Annotated in this window: 15 protein-coding genes, 2 tRNA genes and 1 pseudogene; 2 read left to right on the top strand and 16 right to left on the bottom strand. The window is 41.0% G+C overall.

Annotated features, from left to right (window positions below; all coding sequences use genetic code 11):
- Nucleotides 1–178 precede the first annotated feature (178 nt).
- Both AOB57_RS10705 and AOB57_RS10700 read left to right on the top strand, forming a co-directional pair.
- Nucleotides 179–739: a hypothetical protein gene (locus tag AOB57_RS10705; RefSeq protein ID WP_054299412.1), complete on the top strand. Its 561-nt coding sequence runs from the start codon at nt 179–181 to the stop codon at nt 737–739.
- Between the two features lie 378 nt (nt 740–1,117).
- On the top strand, nt 1,118–1,489 hold the full coding sequence (locus AOB57_RS10700) for a DUF2795 domain-containing protein (RefSeq protein ID WP_054299413.1): 372 nt from the start codon (nt 1,118–1,120) through the stop codon (nt 1,487–1,489).
- Nucleotides 1,490–1,743: 254 nt separating this feature from the next.
- Here the strand turns inward: AOB57_RS10700 and AOB57_RS10695 are convergent, their stop codons facing one another.
- From AOB57_RS10695 to AOB57_RS10620, 16 genes and pseudogenes are all read right to left on the bottom strand, one after another.
- Nucleotides 1,744–2,799 carry a tetratricopeptide repeat protein gene (locus AOB57_RS10695; RefSeq protein ID WP_054299414.1) on the bottom strand — a complete coding sequence of 352 codons (1,056 nt, stop codon included), beginning with the start codon at nt 2,797–2,799 and terminating at the stop codon, nt 1,744–1,746.
- A gap of 986 nt (nt 2,800–3,785) precedes the next feature.
- Nucleotides 3,786–4,502, bottom strand: a complete 717-nt coding sequence (locus AOB57_RS10690) for a sensor histidine kinase (protein ID WP_054299415.1) — start codon at nt 4,500–4,502, stop codon at nt 3,786–3,788.
- A gap of 6 nt (nt 4,503–4,508) precedes the next feature.
- Entirely contained in the window at nt 4,509–4,667 is a 159-nt protein-coding gene (locus AOB57_RS15060; RefSeq protein WP_082384294.1) for a PAS domain-containing protein, read from the bottom strand.
- Nucleotides 4,619–5,122 carry a PAS domain-containing protein gene (locus tag AOB57_RS15055; RefSeq protein WP_082384295.1) on the bottom strand — a complete coding sequence of 168 codons (504 nt, stop codon included), beginning with the start codon at nt 5,120–5,122 and terminating at the stop codon, nt 4,619–4,621. The genes AOB57_RS15060 and AOB57_RS15055 overlap by 49 nt, the downstream gene beginning before the upstream one ends.
- A gap of 38 nt (nt 5,123–5,160) precedes the next feature.
- Nucleotides 5,161–5,880, bottom strand: a pseudogene (locus tag AOB57_RS14590) (sensor histidine kinase); the annotation flags it as partial.
- A 965-nt stretch (nt 5,881–6,845) separates the two neighbouring features.
- A tRNA-Leu gene (locus AOB57_RS10670) sits at nt 6,846–6,930 on the bottom strand.
- A gap of 307 nt (nt 6,931–7,237) precedes the next feature.
- Nucleotides 7,238–8,038, bottom strand: a complete 801-nt coding sequence (locus tag AOB57_RS10665) for a DNA-directed RNA polymerase subunit D (RefSeq protein ID WP_054299417.1) — start codon at nt 8,036–8,038, stop codon at nt 7,238–7,240.
- A 70-nt stretch (nt 8,039–8,108) separates the two neighbouring features.
- Complete coding sequence (locus AOB57_RS10660; RefSeq protein ID WP_054299418.1) at nt 8,109–8,489, bottom strand: 30S ribosomal protein S11; 381 nt, start codon at nt 8,487–8,489, stop codon at nt 8,109–8,111.
- Nucleotides 8,490–8,491: 2 nt separating this feature from the next.
- Nucleotides 8,492–9,145: a 30S ribosomal protein S4 gene (locus AOB57_RS10655; protein WP_054299419.1), complete on the bottom strand. Its 654-nt coding sequence runs from the start codon at nt 9,143–9,145 to the stop codon at nt 8,492–8,494.
- Nucleotides 9,146–9,168: 23 nt separating this feature from the next.
- Nucleotides 9,169–9,657, bottom strand: a complete 489-nt coding sequence (locus AOB57_RS10650; RefSeq protein WP_054299420.1) for a 30S ribosomal protein S13 — start codon at nt 9,655–9,657, stop codon at nt 9,169–9,171.
- Between the two features lie 261 nt (nt 9,658–9,918).
- A tRNA-Ser gene (locus tag AOB57_RS10645) sits at nt 9,919–10,001 on the bottom strand.
- 171 nt (nt 10,002–10,172) lie between these two features.
- The gene (locus tag AOB57_RS10640; RefSeq protein ID WP_054299421.1) at nt 10,173–11,189 is read right to left on the bottom strand and encodes an RNA-guided pseudouridylation complex pseudouridine synthase subunit Cbf5; all 1,017 of its coding nucleotides are present in this window, start codon (nt 11,187–11,189) and stop codon (nt 10,173–10,175) included.
- A 156-nt stretch (nt 11,190–11,345) separates the two neighbouring features.
- Nucleotides 11,346–11,888 carry a (d)CMP kinase gene (gene cmk / locus AOB57_RS10635; protein WP_054299422.1) on the bottom strand — a complete coding sequence of 181 codons (543 nt, stop codon included), beginning with the start codon at nt 11,886–11,888 and terminating at the stop codon, nt 11,346–11,348.
- Nucleotides 11,888–12,508 carry a DUF106 domain-containing protein gene (locus tag AOB57_RS10630; protein ID WP_054299423.1) on the bottom strand — a complete coding sequence of 207 codons (621 nt, stop codon included), beginning with the start codon at nt 12,506–12,508 and terminating at the stop codon, nt 11,888–11,890. Before AOB57_RS10630 ends, cmk begins: the two co-directional genes overlap by 1 nt.
- A gap of 182 nt (nt 12,509–12,690) precedes the next feature.
- Nucleotides 12,691–12,948 (bottom strand): hypothetical protein, encoded by a 258-nt coding sequence (locus AOB57_RS10625; RefSeq protein ID WP_167829600.1) that lies wholly within the window; start codon nt 12,946–12,948, stop codon nt 12,691–12,693.
- Nucleotides 12,949–13,147: 199 nt separating this feature from the next.
- Nucleotides 13,148–13,426 (bottom strand): hypothetical protein, encoded by a 279-nt coding sequence (locus AOB57_RS10620; RefSeq protein WP_054299425.1) that lies wholly within the window; start codon nt 13,424–13,426, stop codon nt 13,148–13,150.
- Nucleotides 13,427–13,451 lie beyond the last annotated feature (25 nt).

The following is a 13,451-nucleotide window of genomic DNA, read 5'->3' as shown; positions in this document are numbered from 1 at the left end:
TTACTCTTTTGTATATTTTCCTTAATATTCTATAATTATTAAATCTAAGGAAAATTTATTCTATTAGGTTTATGTAGGCTCTCAGGATTATAGTAGATTCACAATTATTAACAAATATTGTCTTTAACCTGAAAAAAAGTGTAAGATCTCTATAATTTTGGCGCTTAAAGGGGTTGGAATGCTAACTGAGAGTGAAATTCTTGCCAACGAGACTTATATAATCGATCTTTTGAAGGATATAAAAAGAGAAGGAATTAGAGACTATATTCATTATCTCAAAAATTCGGACTTCTTTATTGCCCCCGCAAGTACAAAATATCACAGGGATTATCCTGGAGGGCTTGCGGAACATTGCTTAAACTTATTGGAGCCCCTTAAATTATCTAACTCTCGCCTGAAAAGGGAAGAACAGCTTCCTGAAGATTCTCTAGTAATTATTGCTTTATGCCATGATATTTGCAAGGAAGGGTTATACATTGGAGAATATGGAAACTATAGAACGTTAGAAGGACATCCTGCGAATAACAAACATTCGATTCTATCCATTGAAAGAATTAAGAAATACATAAGACTTACGCGCATAGAGCGGGATGTAATCCTGTATCATATGGGGCTTTTTTCATGTTACGAGTATGGTATGGAGTATACCCCGGAAGATTTGATTAAAGCTATTAAAAGACACCCTCTCGTACAGATTTTTGCGGCTATTGACATGGAGGAAACCCACTGGCAAAGGTGAAATGCATCCATCTTTATCAGGATAAACTTTTCTTTTGAGAATTAAGCCCTCTCCTATACACTAAGTATGTACGTTAACTCCCAGCCACTAAGTTCTCAAACAGTGATAAAATTCGCAATTCTAACCTGATTCGCAATTCTAACCTGATTCGCAATTCTAACCTGAAAAATCTTCTTTTAGCAAAGATTTGGCTTGTATTCTTTTTATTATATTAGAGTAATAATGTATGAAGGGTGGGCAATTAAATTGGATAAGGCGATAAGCATTAGAATCAAGCATTTAAAGTCCAAAAAATTAACCTGCTAACACAGGAGTAAAACACCACCTGATGCCAGCAAGGGACTCCAGAAAAAGGATCAAACATGGGGGAGAAAGGTTATGCAAGCAAGTATTACTGAAGTCCAGAGCATTTTAGGAAATGTGAAATACCCTGCAAATAAGAAGCAAATTATCGACGAAGCCAGAAGGCAGAATATCAGTGGCGACACAATGCTGACTCTTGAAAACATTCCAAACCGCGAATATTCCAGTTCTGATGATGTCGTCAATGAATTCGAAGGCTTTCAAAGAGCTATAGAGGTTTTCCATACCAGGAAATATCCTGCATCGAAGCAGGAGCTTATCAACGAGGCCAGAAATCTTCATGTCCGCAACGTAATAATAAAGGCTCTTGAGGCCTGCCCTGACAAAGAATACTCCAGTCCCACTGAGGTAATCAACGAATGCAGAACTAGGCTTCAGAGCAGGTAATATGACTTTAGAATAGAACTACACGAGAAACAAAAGGGAAGAAAAGAGAAGAAGTGAAAAGAAAAACCGTAATTTAAGTTCAGATCAGCCAGTATCGAAGTTTTGAGGGTGATTTCCCTCGAATTTTCTCTCAAAATATGCAAATATATTAAGGGAACTAATTATCTGTGCTGAGCAAATAATTGATTCTTCATCGCCTTATCAAATAATGATTCTTCATCGCCTTGTCAAATAATTGATTCTTCATCGTCTTATCAAATAATTAATTCTTTGTCAAGTTTACGAAGAATAGAATTCTTGAGATTTAAAGCATTTCTGTCGTTAGCATTGATTCTTAAGGCGTTGTCTACTGCAGAGAGTGCTTGCTGATATCTTCCGAGTTCAAAAAAGATAGATCCCTTATTGAACCAAGTCTCAAGTTTGTTGGGATTCTTTTGTAGCGCTTTATCAAGTGCTTTTAGGGCTTTTTCAGGCATATCAAGCATATAAAGAGTAGAACCTTTGAAGCTCCAGGCATCTTCATTTTTAGGATCAATTTCCAGGGACTTATCAAATGCCTCCAGTGCTTCAGCATACCTGCCAAGCATATAAAGTGCAGAGCCCCGATACCTCCAGATGTCCGAATCTTGAGGGTTAATCTCAAGGCTTTTGTCAAGCTCTTCAAGCACTCTGGCATACTTATCTGGTTCATAAGCCTGTCTGTATCCACGCTCCCAGGTACCAGATTTTTCGGGATAGATATATGGGAGATTGTTCAACTCTTTAATCAGACTTTCATCTTCAAGTGTAGATATTATAGTCTTATATTCCTGAATCTCCATGTCATCTGGATAAACTGCCAAGATCTCATTAAGCACATCCAGTCCTTCTCTGTATTTTCCAAGCCTGAATAGGGCAAAAGCCTTGAGTTTCAGTGCATACTTATAGTTTATACTATCACTTTCTGTCCATAGAGACAAGTTTTCCCCGGGGATCTCTTCTGGTATAGTTTCCAGAGCTCGGTCAAAAGTTTCTATTGCAATATTATATTTGCCAGTTTTGTAAAGGACCGTACCTTTAATCAGCAATGCTTCGGTAAAGTTCTGGTTTTCGTCTATTTCTCTGTTAAGAAATGATAAGATTTTATTAATGGTAAAACTGCTCTCGTTTTCTAACGAGAATTCTTCATCCTTCATTAAAGACCCGATTATGTCAATGGCTTCCAGATCATTTTTTCTACCTTCGCTTACCCCTGACCCGGGAAATTCCTCATCATACAACGAGCTTTTCTCTGACTGCTTGAGTTCACGATTTTTATCTGTCTCAGTCATAATACTAGGACCTGACAATTTAGATATCAGTAGTCATTTACAATCCCACGCCGAACTGGATTCACCGGCTTTAAACCTACATAAATTCCCTTTAACCCTCACAATCTCTCTTTAACCCAATAATCTCCCACGAATACATATTTGCAATGTAATACACAGAGATACTTTTTGAAAAGAAATTGGGAAAAGTAGACTTTCATGGCCAAAAGGGTTAGATTCACCTAATTAACGAATACAAATATATTTTATACCATTTTTTTTCTTTATACCTGAGTTCTATCTCCCATTCACCATAAAGTAGTGGCGAAGAAGCCCGGAACACTGCATCGTTCACTGTATTTCTATACAGTCTTTTCACTTATGCTCCCCCAAGCATACTGATTTAAAGAAAGATCAGAAATCTCCAGGCGTTTTTCCAGGCATTCCTTCATTTGGGAGATGAGACCACATTTACCTACCAACTACGAAGCATAGTATATTAAAACCTATTTTAAATTATTTATATCAAAAGTTAGTTTCGAGTAAAAAACACTTTGACGTGAAGTACTTTAAGCCCACCGTAAGCTTTTCGTATATTTACTTTTTTTATAAATCGATTATTTTTAATATAATTAAAATTTTCAATGTTATATAATTTTTCAATTATATCAAAAATTCAAATTAGAAACAATGTTTCGTATCGGTTATGATTTATATAACTGAGTCATTATAAAGGTACAGATTAAGAGTCATAGGGTTTCCTCTTAATCTTTGGGTTGGATCGCAGGTAGGGACCTGAGCATAGGGACTCAGACTCTACCATCTACTTCTAGATTGATTTTACAGAAATGTTAGCCCGTTTTATAATGTTCTTATTTGAGTTTCAGGCTTGAGTGTTGCTTAAATGTTTTAATCATCTTAAACACTTTGTAAATTCATATGAGTAAACAAAGTGGGTGAAACTTTTAGTGAACATAGGAGCACAGATTAATCCTGCTGATTATTGTTCAAAAGCACAAGTTCTTGTTAACTCTACTAACATTGAACCCTATTTTGAATTCAGTACCTTTATTCCTTGTTAACTCGATTTTACCGTCTAATTGATCTACTAACACGCTTACAAGTTGCAGACCAAGTGTACCTGGGTTTTCAAAATTGATCTTTTGTGGGATAGAAACGCCATTATCTGAGACTATGAGGGTATACATAGTATCTCTTACAGGAAGTTCCCTTTTACTATCGTTAAAGTTCTGTCCGGTTTCTTCACTGAAGAGCCTGATTTGAATTATCCCTTTATTCCTGCCAAGAAATGCATATTTTAAGGAATTTGAAACAAGTTCATTAACGACCATTCCTAATGGAACTGCAGTATCCATATCAAAGGAAACATTCTCCTCAAGATCTAAATTTAAGCTGATATCAACGTTTCCAAGTCTGTAGGTTTGTAAAAGGTTCTCAACAAGTTTCTCAAGGTAAGGCGAAAAGTTCAATGTATCTCTTTCTTCGCCCTTGTGCAATTCTTCATGGATGAGGACAATAGACATAACTCTATCCTGCCTTTCCTTGAAAGCTTCAAGGATTTCTGAGTTCTTAATGCATTCTCTATTGTTGAACTTTTCAACCTGAAGACCCAGAAGCGAAGAGATTACCTGCAGGTTGTTTTTTATCCTGTGATGAATTTCTTTATTACGGATAGCCTCTATTTTCTCAAGGGCATCTTCCATACTCTTTTATTCAGTGACGTCATAAATGACTCCCTGGTACTTATCAGATCTTCCATCCTGTCCCTTAATTTTCTGGTAAATTTGATGAACCCATTTAATTCTACCACTCTTATGTATTATGCGGAAGTTAAGCTCTCTGGATAAATTATATGGAGATTCTCGAATCTTATCTTTATACTGCCTTTAACGATAAGGGACCTGTCAGCAGGATGAATAATACCTATCCACAAAACTTGACCAGATAAGAATTCTTCTTCACTATATCTGGTAATCTCTTCTACTTTTCCATGCATAAACTCAGGAAAGAAGTTTTCATCTAACAGGAATGCAATTCCATCAAAATTCTGTATAAATGAGCGATACTTACTTTCACTGGTTTTTAGTCTTTCCTGGGCAAGCTTTCTTTCAGTTATATCTTTAATTATTCCAAGAGCTCGGTTTACATCACCGTTCTCATCTTTGAGGCAGATTACGTTCTCTTCTATACAGATATAACTTTCATCAGGTTTCCTGAACCTGTACTCCAGACTGAAATTTTCTCCCTTTCCCAGATACCTCTCAAAAGCCTGCCAAATTCTGTCCCGTTCATCGGGATGGATATGTTCTAGCCAGGTTCTAATACGCCATTAAGTTAGCTGTTTTAAGGTTGGCGGTATGTTTATTTATCTGTCACTGTGAATTTTATAATAAACTCCGTCCCATTCTCTCTTTTCAGTTCAAGTTCTCCATCTAACTGATCCACAAGGGGAACTACCAGCTGAAGCCCAAGACTTTCAAGATCTTCAATATCAAGACTTTCAGGAATTCCCACACCGTTATCGGAAGCAACCAGAACGAAATCTGTACTCTTACAGGCTTCTTTATTATTATTTAAGCCGTTTATACATTCGCTGTTTTCTTCTCTATAGAGCTTGATTCTTATTTCTCCTGTATCTCTCCCTTTAAACGCATGTTTAAAGGAATTTGAAACAAGTTCGTTAACGATTATCCCCAACGGGACTGCAATATCCATATTGAAGAAAATATCCTCTTCCACATCCATACTTAAGCTGATATCAGTATCTATAAGCTTATATGTCTGGAAGAGATTCTCAGCAAGTTTCTTAATATAAGGCGAAAATTTTAGAGTTTCGAATCCTTCACCTTTGTAGAGCTCTTCGTGAATAAAAGCCATGGATATCACTCTGTCCCGGCTCTCCTTAAAGATTTTAATAACTTCATAATCCTGAATACATTCTCTATTATTGAATTTCTCAGCCGCAAGATCCAGAAGGGAAGAAATTATCTGCAGGTTATTTTTTATCCTGTGATGGATCTCTTTCTGGCGAGCATTGTCTATTTTTGCCATAGTTTTTTCTGCCTGCTTTAGTTCAGTAAGCTGCATCTCAATCTTCGCCCTTGCCTCCTCTATTTCCTCTTGAGTCAGGAATTCACGCCTGCGCCAGAAGTGAAGCAGCCAGCTAAATATAATAACAACGGCAGTAGCTATGAACATGTTAAGAAGTACCGTAAAGGAAGCTAGTGGAGACGTCCATATATTGGGTGCTATAATCAGCGTCTGCCCGACGACGTACACTATGGCTGTAATAAATTGGTTGGTGAATCGATTAGGAATGGCAATAACCGTGATGGAAATAGCTACGACTATGGCAATGGTATGGGCGAAGAAGTTTTCAGGTCGCGTCGAATTCGCCATGATGTGAGCGAGTGCCAAAGAGAGACCCCAATAGAATTCAGCCCGGTCGTAAGAGAGGTAATCCGGAAGTCCTCGCAGGCTTTTGAGGAACAGGATGGTATATGCAACAATAACAAGTCTAAGCGCTAAAATCCCATAGAACATTCGTGTGGGCCCAAAGAAACCATAATCATTGACCAGAATGGCTACAAAGGGCAGGAGGATCAGAATAATGAAAATCCGGGCATGAGCTATGTCCTTACCAAAGTTAGCCTGTCGAAAGCGATCCTCTTGATCTGTACTCAACCCAAATTTAAGCCTTTTCTGGATATCTCCGACTACGCTCATTTATTATCCCCCAGCATTCCCACGAATTTGGTGACAATATGCACAATTCATTTTTCCCCAGACATGCTTTGAAATCGGGGACTAGTAAGTCTGTCAAATCTGCTTTTGTCCGGTAGAATTTGCAAAAATTTGCTCCCCAGGGTACCTCAACAAAATCAATAACAGAATTCTACTTTTACTCCCCATATTCTTCTCCAATAACTGGCAAAAGTGAAAAGTTCTTGTCTCAGTACTTATGCTAAATAAGCTGCAAACTTATCCTTATTTAACGTCCCTAACCGAATGTTAAAAGTTTTAAAATGAAAGAATAGAAAATTTGATGCGAGGGGTGCGATTCGAACGCACGAACTCCTACGAGACTAGGCCCTCAACCTAGCGCCTTTGACCTGGCTGGGCAACCCTCGCATCTTGTTTTAATTATGTTTTCAAAGCGGTTCCATTTTGGTAATGCGGCGCGCTTTACGCCTTGCAATCCCTCACAATATCATGGATAATATATAAACATTTCGAGTCGTATAAGCCATTCTGCACAGGTCATAGAAAAACTTTAGTAAAGCGGATGTCCCCTTTTTTTTCAGTTGCAATGCATAGCGGCATAGAAAGATCAAATAAATCAGGCATAAAAAGTCCTGAGAAGCCTATATATTGAAATGTTTATGACTCTACAAAGCCTCATGTAAAAAGTTAGGTTTGGGCCCGTCCGAGTTGCGGCTCAGAACTGGTCCAGAATGCCCAGGATTTCTTCGGCTTTGCCTTTAATCACATTTGCCGCATTAAGTGCAAGATCTTTAGCTGTATAAGAACCATCGGACTCCATTGTAAACACAAAAGCGTTTTCATCGAAGCCAATGTTTATCGCATGAATATCACAGACCTGCTCACAGAGCCTGCAAAGCGAGCATTTGAGAATGTCTTCCTCAGCAACTCTAGCACCTGATTCCTCAAGCCGTATAATGCTTTTTGGGCACTCGGCTGCACAGTGTCCACATGCATCACAGTTTTGAATGTTGATAATAGGCACATTCTTGTAGCCGCAAGAGATTCCTGCCTGCCATTTAGCGCTGTCCCTGCCGTAACCCATGTGAGCGATAGCCTCAAGCACAAGCTTCTGCCCCTTTTTCAGCTCGACAATCGGTATATTTGGATCAGCTGGCTGTATCTTCGGGTCAGAAGAGACAAGGTCCCGTGAATAAACCGTGCCCGGGCCTTCTGCGCTGAGGGTTAAGGAAACCTCACAGGCAGGACAGCCTTCTCCTCCGCAGACATCACATTCTGCCTGTGGCACATACGCCTCCAGATCTGTTACAAGCGGGATTAAGGACAGACGTAGAGCCAGCTGCTCATCATAGAGTACCGAGGTGTTGTCATAAAGGTTCACATACTCGATCGCAAGCGTTGGCACATCTGCGATCATGGCACGCCGAATGCCGTTGGCAAAAGCGGTGCTAACTCTTGAGAGCACGAATTTTGCAGATCTGTCCGATAACTCCAGAATGTCTACTTCCATCGTCATACCTTAATTTCCCTTATAGTTTAATGCATTCAAAAAAGAGAATTTTAGGAGAATTCCCTGAAAATTTCTCTTATACACGTCTTCCGCCTTTCGGTCTAGTACCATCATGTGGGACAGGAGTAACATCTTCAATCCTGCCAATCCGGATTCCTGCTCTTGCAAAAGCCCGGATTGCAGCCTGAGCACCAGGACCGGGGCTTCTCTGCTTGTTTCCACCTGGGGCTCTTACCTTGATGTGGATGCCATTGATACCCTTATCCCTGAGCTGATCAGCAAGCTGGCCTGCCATCTGCATGGCAGTATAAGGAGAGCTCTCGTCTCTTGCAGCTTTTACAACCATACCACCTGAGGACTTTGCAATGGTCTCAGCCCCTGTGATATCGGTTACAGTAATAATTGTATTGTTAAACGAAGATTTGATGTGAGCTATGGCCCATTTCATGTCTGCCATGGTTATCTCCTCCCTCCTCTCTTCCTCTTTCCGCCGCCTCTTTCAGAGGCTCTCTCTTTAGCCTGTTTTGCTTCGGCAGCAGCCTTTAAAGTTGTGGTCTCTGCAAGGGCAGATGCCACCTGCACAGGTCTTTCAGGGTGAGATTCGCTAACAAGCGGAGAAGTTCCATAATACCCTATATGCATCTCATCTTCCTTGGAGATAAGCATTCCTGGTACGGTAGCCTTTCTGCCGTTTACTGCTATGTGCCCATGAGTAATAAACTGGCGTGCCTGGACGATAGTTCTGGCGAGCCCAAGGCGGAGAACCTGGGTCTGGAGCCTCCTTTCAAGGATATTTTCAGTTTTTAAGGAGAGGATGTCGTCAACATCTGCATCCGGCTTGATCATACCATAGCGGATAAGTCTTGAAAGAATTTCTTCAGACTGAGTCTTCTGATGTCCTTCAAGTCCTCTTTCCTGAGCGTTTGCAGCGCTTGCAAGTAATTTTCTGGCTTCGGTCCTGTACATTCTGAGCATACTGGCTGCTTTCCAGACTTCTCTCTTATTTCTGAGGCCGTATGCCTTTATAAGCTGGACTTCGGATGCCATCCTGGCTTCCTGCCAGGGGTGCCTTGGAGTCTCGAAACTTTTACTTTTCTTACCTGGATATGCCATTTAAAATCACCTCAACCGGAAAATCACTTCTTCCTGCTGACACCGACAGTTGATCCGCGGCGACCAGTGGATTTTGTCCTCTGTCCTCTGACCTTAAGACCCCTTTCGTGCCTGAGACCTCTATATGCACGGATCTTTTTAAGGTTGTTAATATCTTCCCTGAAAGTCAATACGATGTCCGTTCCCAGCAGGTGCTTATCCAGTCCTGTTGCCAAGTCTCTCCGCCTGTTCAACATCCAGGAAGGAACGATTTCCTCAATTTTCCCGATTGCATTGTCAAGTTTTGCCACTTCTTCATCTGGCAGATATCCAAGTGTAGCAGTAGGGTCTACTCCTGCGCCCTTTGCAATAAGGATAGCAGTGCGCCTCCCTATTCCCGGGATACCTGTAAGGGCGTACTCTACAGGTTTTGCCCCCTGCAAGTCGGTATTCATAATCCGAACAAGATGCCTTAATTCTTCATTATTCTTCTCTTCTACCATATACTCCCTCCTGGGGAATGCATACAGCATCCTGTAGCCCCTGATCGAATACCCTTAAAGAATACACGAAAAAGTCAGGAGCAGCTCTCTATAGGAGCTTCTTTACAGCATATACTGATGAGTTCACTTTACATGCATTTACCAGTATATAAGGGTATCTGCACTGGACCCGTTACTGGATATGATCTTCTGCCCGGGTAAAAAACCTACAGACAATTTCCATAGAAAAACAATAGAGTATAGAAAGAAAATCCAGGGAAACTTAAGAATACGAAAGTAAGAAGAGTACGACGCCGAGGGGGAGATTCGAACTCCCGAGGGGCTAAGCCCCACAAGCTTTCCAGGCTTGCGCCCTACCACTAGACTACCTCGGCATAGAGGTTATAAACAACTAATTTTAACACAACTTTAACTTATTAAACGACTTATACCAGACCTTTGGTCAAGCTTTCCCTTGGAAAGGTTGTGGCACGACTTATACCATAACGGAATAGTGATATATAAACTTTATTCTAAGAAAGGGTGTTTAAAAAGAGTTTTAGAGATCAGGGTTTAACATTATCTTCTTTTTTAACCCAACCTTTCGGGTAAGTCCCGACTTCCATCATAACCCGGATTGAGGTTGCTGCAAGCCCGGTAGAGGCTTTAAGAATATCCTCTGTACTCATTTCAGCTTTTGCAAGGGCAACGAGTTCACCTTTAAGCGTAAACAATGCTGTAAGATCTCCTTTCTTAAGGTTTGCATCAAGGCTTGTGATGCCAGGAACTGCCAGAGCGGCGCCGGAGCAGACAGCATCCACAGCACTGTCCCGCAGGACGATTTTGGGAAGGTAGGCTACAGCGGTTTCCATTGGCATGATTACCCGCCGGAGTTCAGACTCGTCACCATCTTCTTTCCAGAATATGTATGCATCTATCAGGTCCTGAAGCGTGATAAGTGTCTCCTCGGTAAAAGGACCTGCCTTTGTTCTCCTGAGTTCCTGCATATGCCCGCCGCAGCCAAGAGCAAGCCCTATATCATGGCAGAGTTTCCTGATATAAGTCCCGGCTTCGCAGCCTACGCGAAAGAGCACTGAACTGCCTTCAATCTCAAGCACCTCGAGATAATAGATCGTCCTTATCCTGATAACTCTCTTGACAGCGGATTTAATAGGAGGCATCTGGTAGATAGGACCTGTGAATTCCTCGCAGACTTCCCTTACCAGTTTTTGAGGCATTTCCTTATGAAGCTTCAGGAGGCAGATATATTCCTTTCCTGAGAGGCGCAGAGCAGGGACTGCCTTTGTAGCCTTTCCGAGTAAAGTGGGCAAAAGCCCCGTAACCTTGGGATCAAGCGAGCCCGCATGCCCTGCCGTGCTTACACCAAGAATAGCCTTTACCCAGGCTGCAACTTCATGGCTTGTCGGCCCCGCTGGTTTATCAATATTTACAACGCCTTTCTCAATGTATTCGAGGATAGGGCGCCTTTCAGGATAGGAACCATAAGATGGATTCGTCCAGGCACCGGACTTCCGGATCAGAATCCTTTCAACTTCGGATGGCAATTTGCCGGCAGATGACATAGTTTTTCAAAAACTCCTGAATTGGATGGATAAATGTAAAACATCATTATGCTGAATACTCATAATCGCTTTAATATATCAAGTTATATCAGGTTCCGGCAAATAAAACTCTACGCTTTATATAAGAATCCAGCCTTTGACAGAGCCCGCAGAAAATTATTCTGGTCCCATAAGAGAATCGATAGCTGTCCTGAGAATGTCAAAGATCTGGTACTGATTCCATTTCTCGGAGTCAATAATGATATCATAAATCGAAAGGTCACTTATATCAATATTATAATAACTCATATAACGGAGAGCTTCGGATTTTTCCCTCTCGACTGTTTTTTCAAGCTCTTCATCAAAAGATAAGGCTTTCTCCCGCCTCAGGATACGTTTTACCCTGACAGGTAATGAAGCCTTTATCCAGATTTTGAGTACATTCGGGACGTCTTTAGCCATGTGACCGGCAAGCCTGCTTTCGAGAATCAGATTTTCCTGACTGTTGATAACAGCTCTCTGATTCTTATCGATAGCCAGGTCAATTGAAGGATCTTTTTCAGCCATAGCTCCGAATTCTGCCAGGCTGATCCCTTTTTCCTTTGCAATCCTCCTGAAAACTTCACCTGAGGAAATCAGCTCAAGCTCATAGTATTCGGCAAGAAGCCTTGAGATTGTTGTCGTCCCACTTCCAGGAAGCCCACTAACTGTTATCCGCATCAGACCCCACCGATATTCAGCGCCTTTCTGATAAGCTGGCTAACCCCTAGAGAAGAGATAAAGTACCAGTATATCCAATGCTGGAAGACCCAGAAAGCCTTAGAAGTCAGCAGTTGTTCACCCCAGAAAGGAAAAACCATAGTAGCATTCCCATGCCCGCTAATGTAGTAATAAGCCCACATAAAAAGAGGAAGGGAAATGATACTGATATAAGCCATTGGCTTGAACTGCTGCTTGGACATTTTCATCTGGTCTTCCATCATTTCCTTACGCTGGTCTTCAAGTTTTTTCAGCATATAGGTATTCTGGGAAAGCTGTGCCTCCCTGAATTCCTTCTGGAAAACCCTCATGCGTTCCTGAGTATTCCTCATGAGTTCCCAGTCAATTGTATACTTCTGGATAAGGGATGCATAAATAGCAGTGATAGCCGCCATTACCAAAAGAATTAGATGAAAATTCTCCTGCCCGACCAGAGCAAGTATGGGATTCATTAAAATCCCGACGGCTTCCCCGACAGCATTCCTGAAACCCTCTCCAAGGACTATAATCCCTATCATAAGGGAAAAACCGAGAGCTAGCAGGAACCGGTCTATTTGATTTTTTAGTGTCTCTGAAACCAAGATGTCCTCACCATTCAGGTTCAATAATTATTCTGAGATCTTCAAACGTAGAAGAATTCCGTTAAATAAAAGCTCGACAAGCTTGATTACTGTAAAGTTCTGATAAATCAGCTCGATTACGGAGCCGGTTTTAAACGATAACTCAGATTGTTCTGCTTAATAAGGGTCGATGTATATATAAGTTATACTATTCTGTGAAATTCAATTGACCCGATACCGTTGACCCGAAAGCGTGGCGTTGCTCGATCAAAACCGTTGAGCTGCGACCGTTGCGCCGGTCGATCACGCCGTTGCTCGGGGTTTTCGCTCAAGCCTTTTTTGAAAAGGCTTGCGGTCTCAAGCAGTTTTTTGAAAAGGCTTATTAGAAAGATTGTGAGAAGGATTGTGGGGCAGAGGGTATCTTCGAATATATTCACATAGTTTATCATAAATACGTCCAACTTGAGAATAAGGGATTGCATTTAAGTATATTACATGAAAGCGGGACCAGAGAGCTTCAGAGCCCTGAAAGTCCAGAGTAAAAAAATTTGCTAATTAATTTATTTTCGCTAAAATTCTAATTTTATATGCTGTACATATTTTTGTTAATGCTTTCAACGAATATCTGTGCAACAGGAGATATTCCAATAATTCCAGCAATTAAAGATACGTTCCGTCAAGTTTTTCCAGAACTTTTTTTCCTTCACTTGTCAGCGTGTATTTTTTCCATGTGGTCTTATCAGGAGTCAAGCACTGGATTAAGCCTTTACTCTCAAGTTCCTTTAAAGCATGGCTGATATTCTGTGTAGATCGGCTCGCCTCATGGGCAATATTCGAAGCACGAACAAAAGTATGCCTTTTCATGGAATCCATAAGAATCAAACGGCGGTCAACACTGATAACCCAGTTAACCAGTTCATCGATTGAGTTTTCAGTCATATTACAGCTTCTCCGTCGTATAGTT

Origin of the sequence: Methanosarcina flavescens (assembly GCF_001304615.2) — an archaeon.
Classification (GTDB): domain Archaea; phylum Halobacteriota; class Methanosarcinia; order Methanosarcinales; family Methanosarcinaceae; genus Methanosarcina; species Methanosarcina flavescens.
Note: the sequence above shows the minus strand (reverse complement) of the source record. Positions and strands in the feature narration are given on the sequence as shown.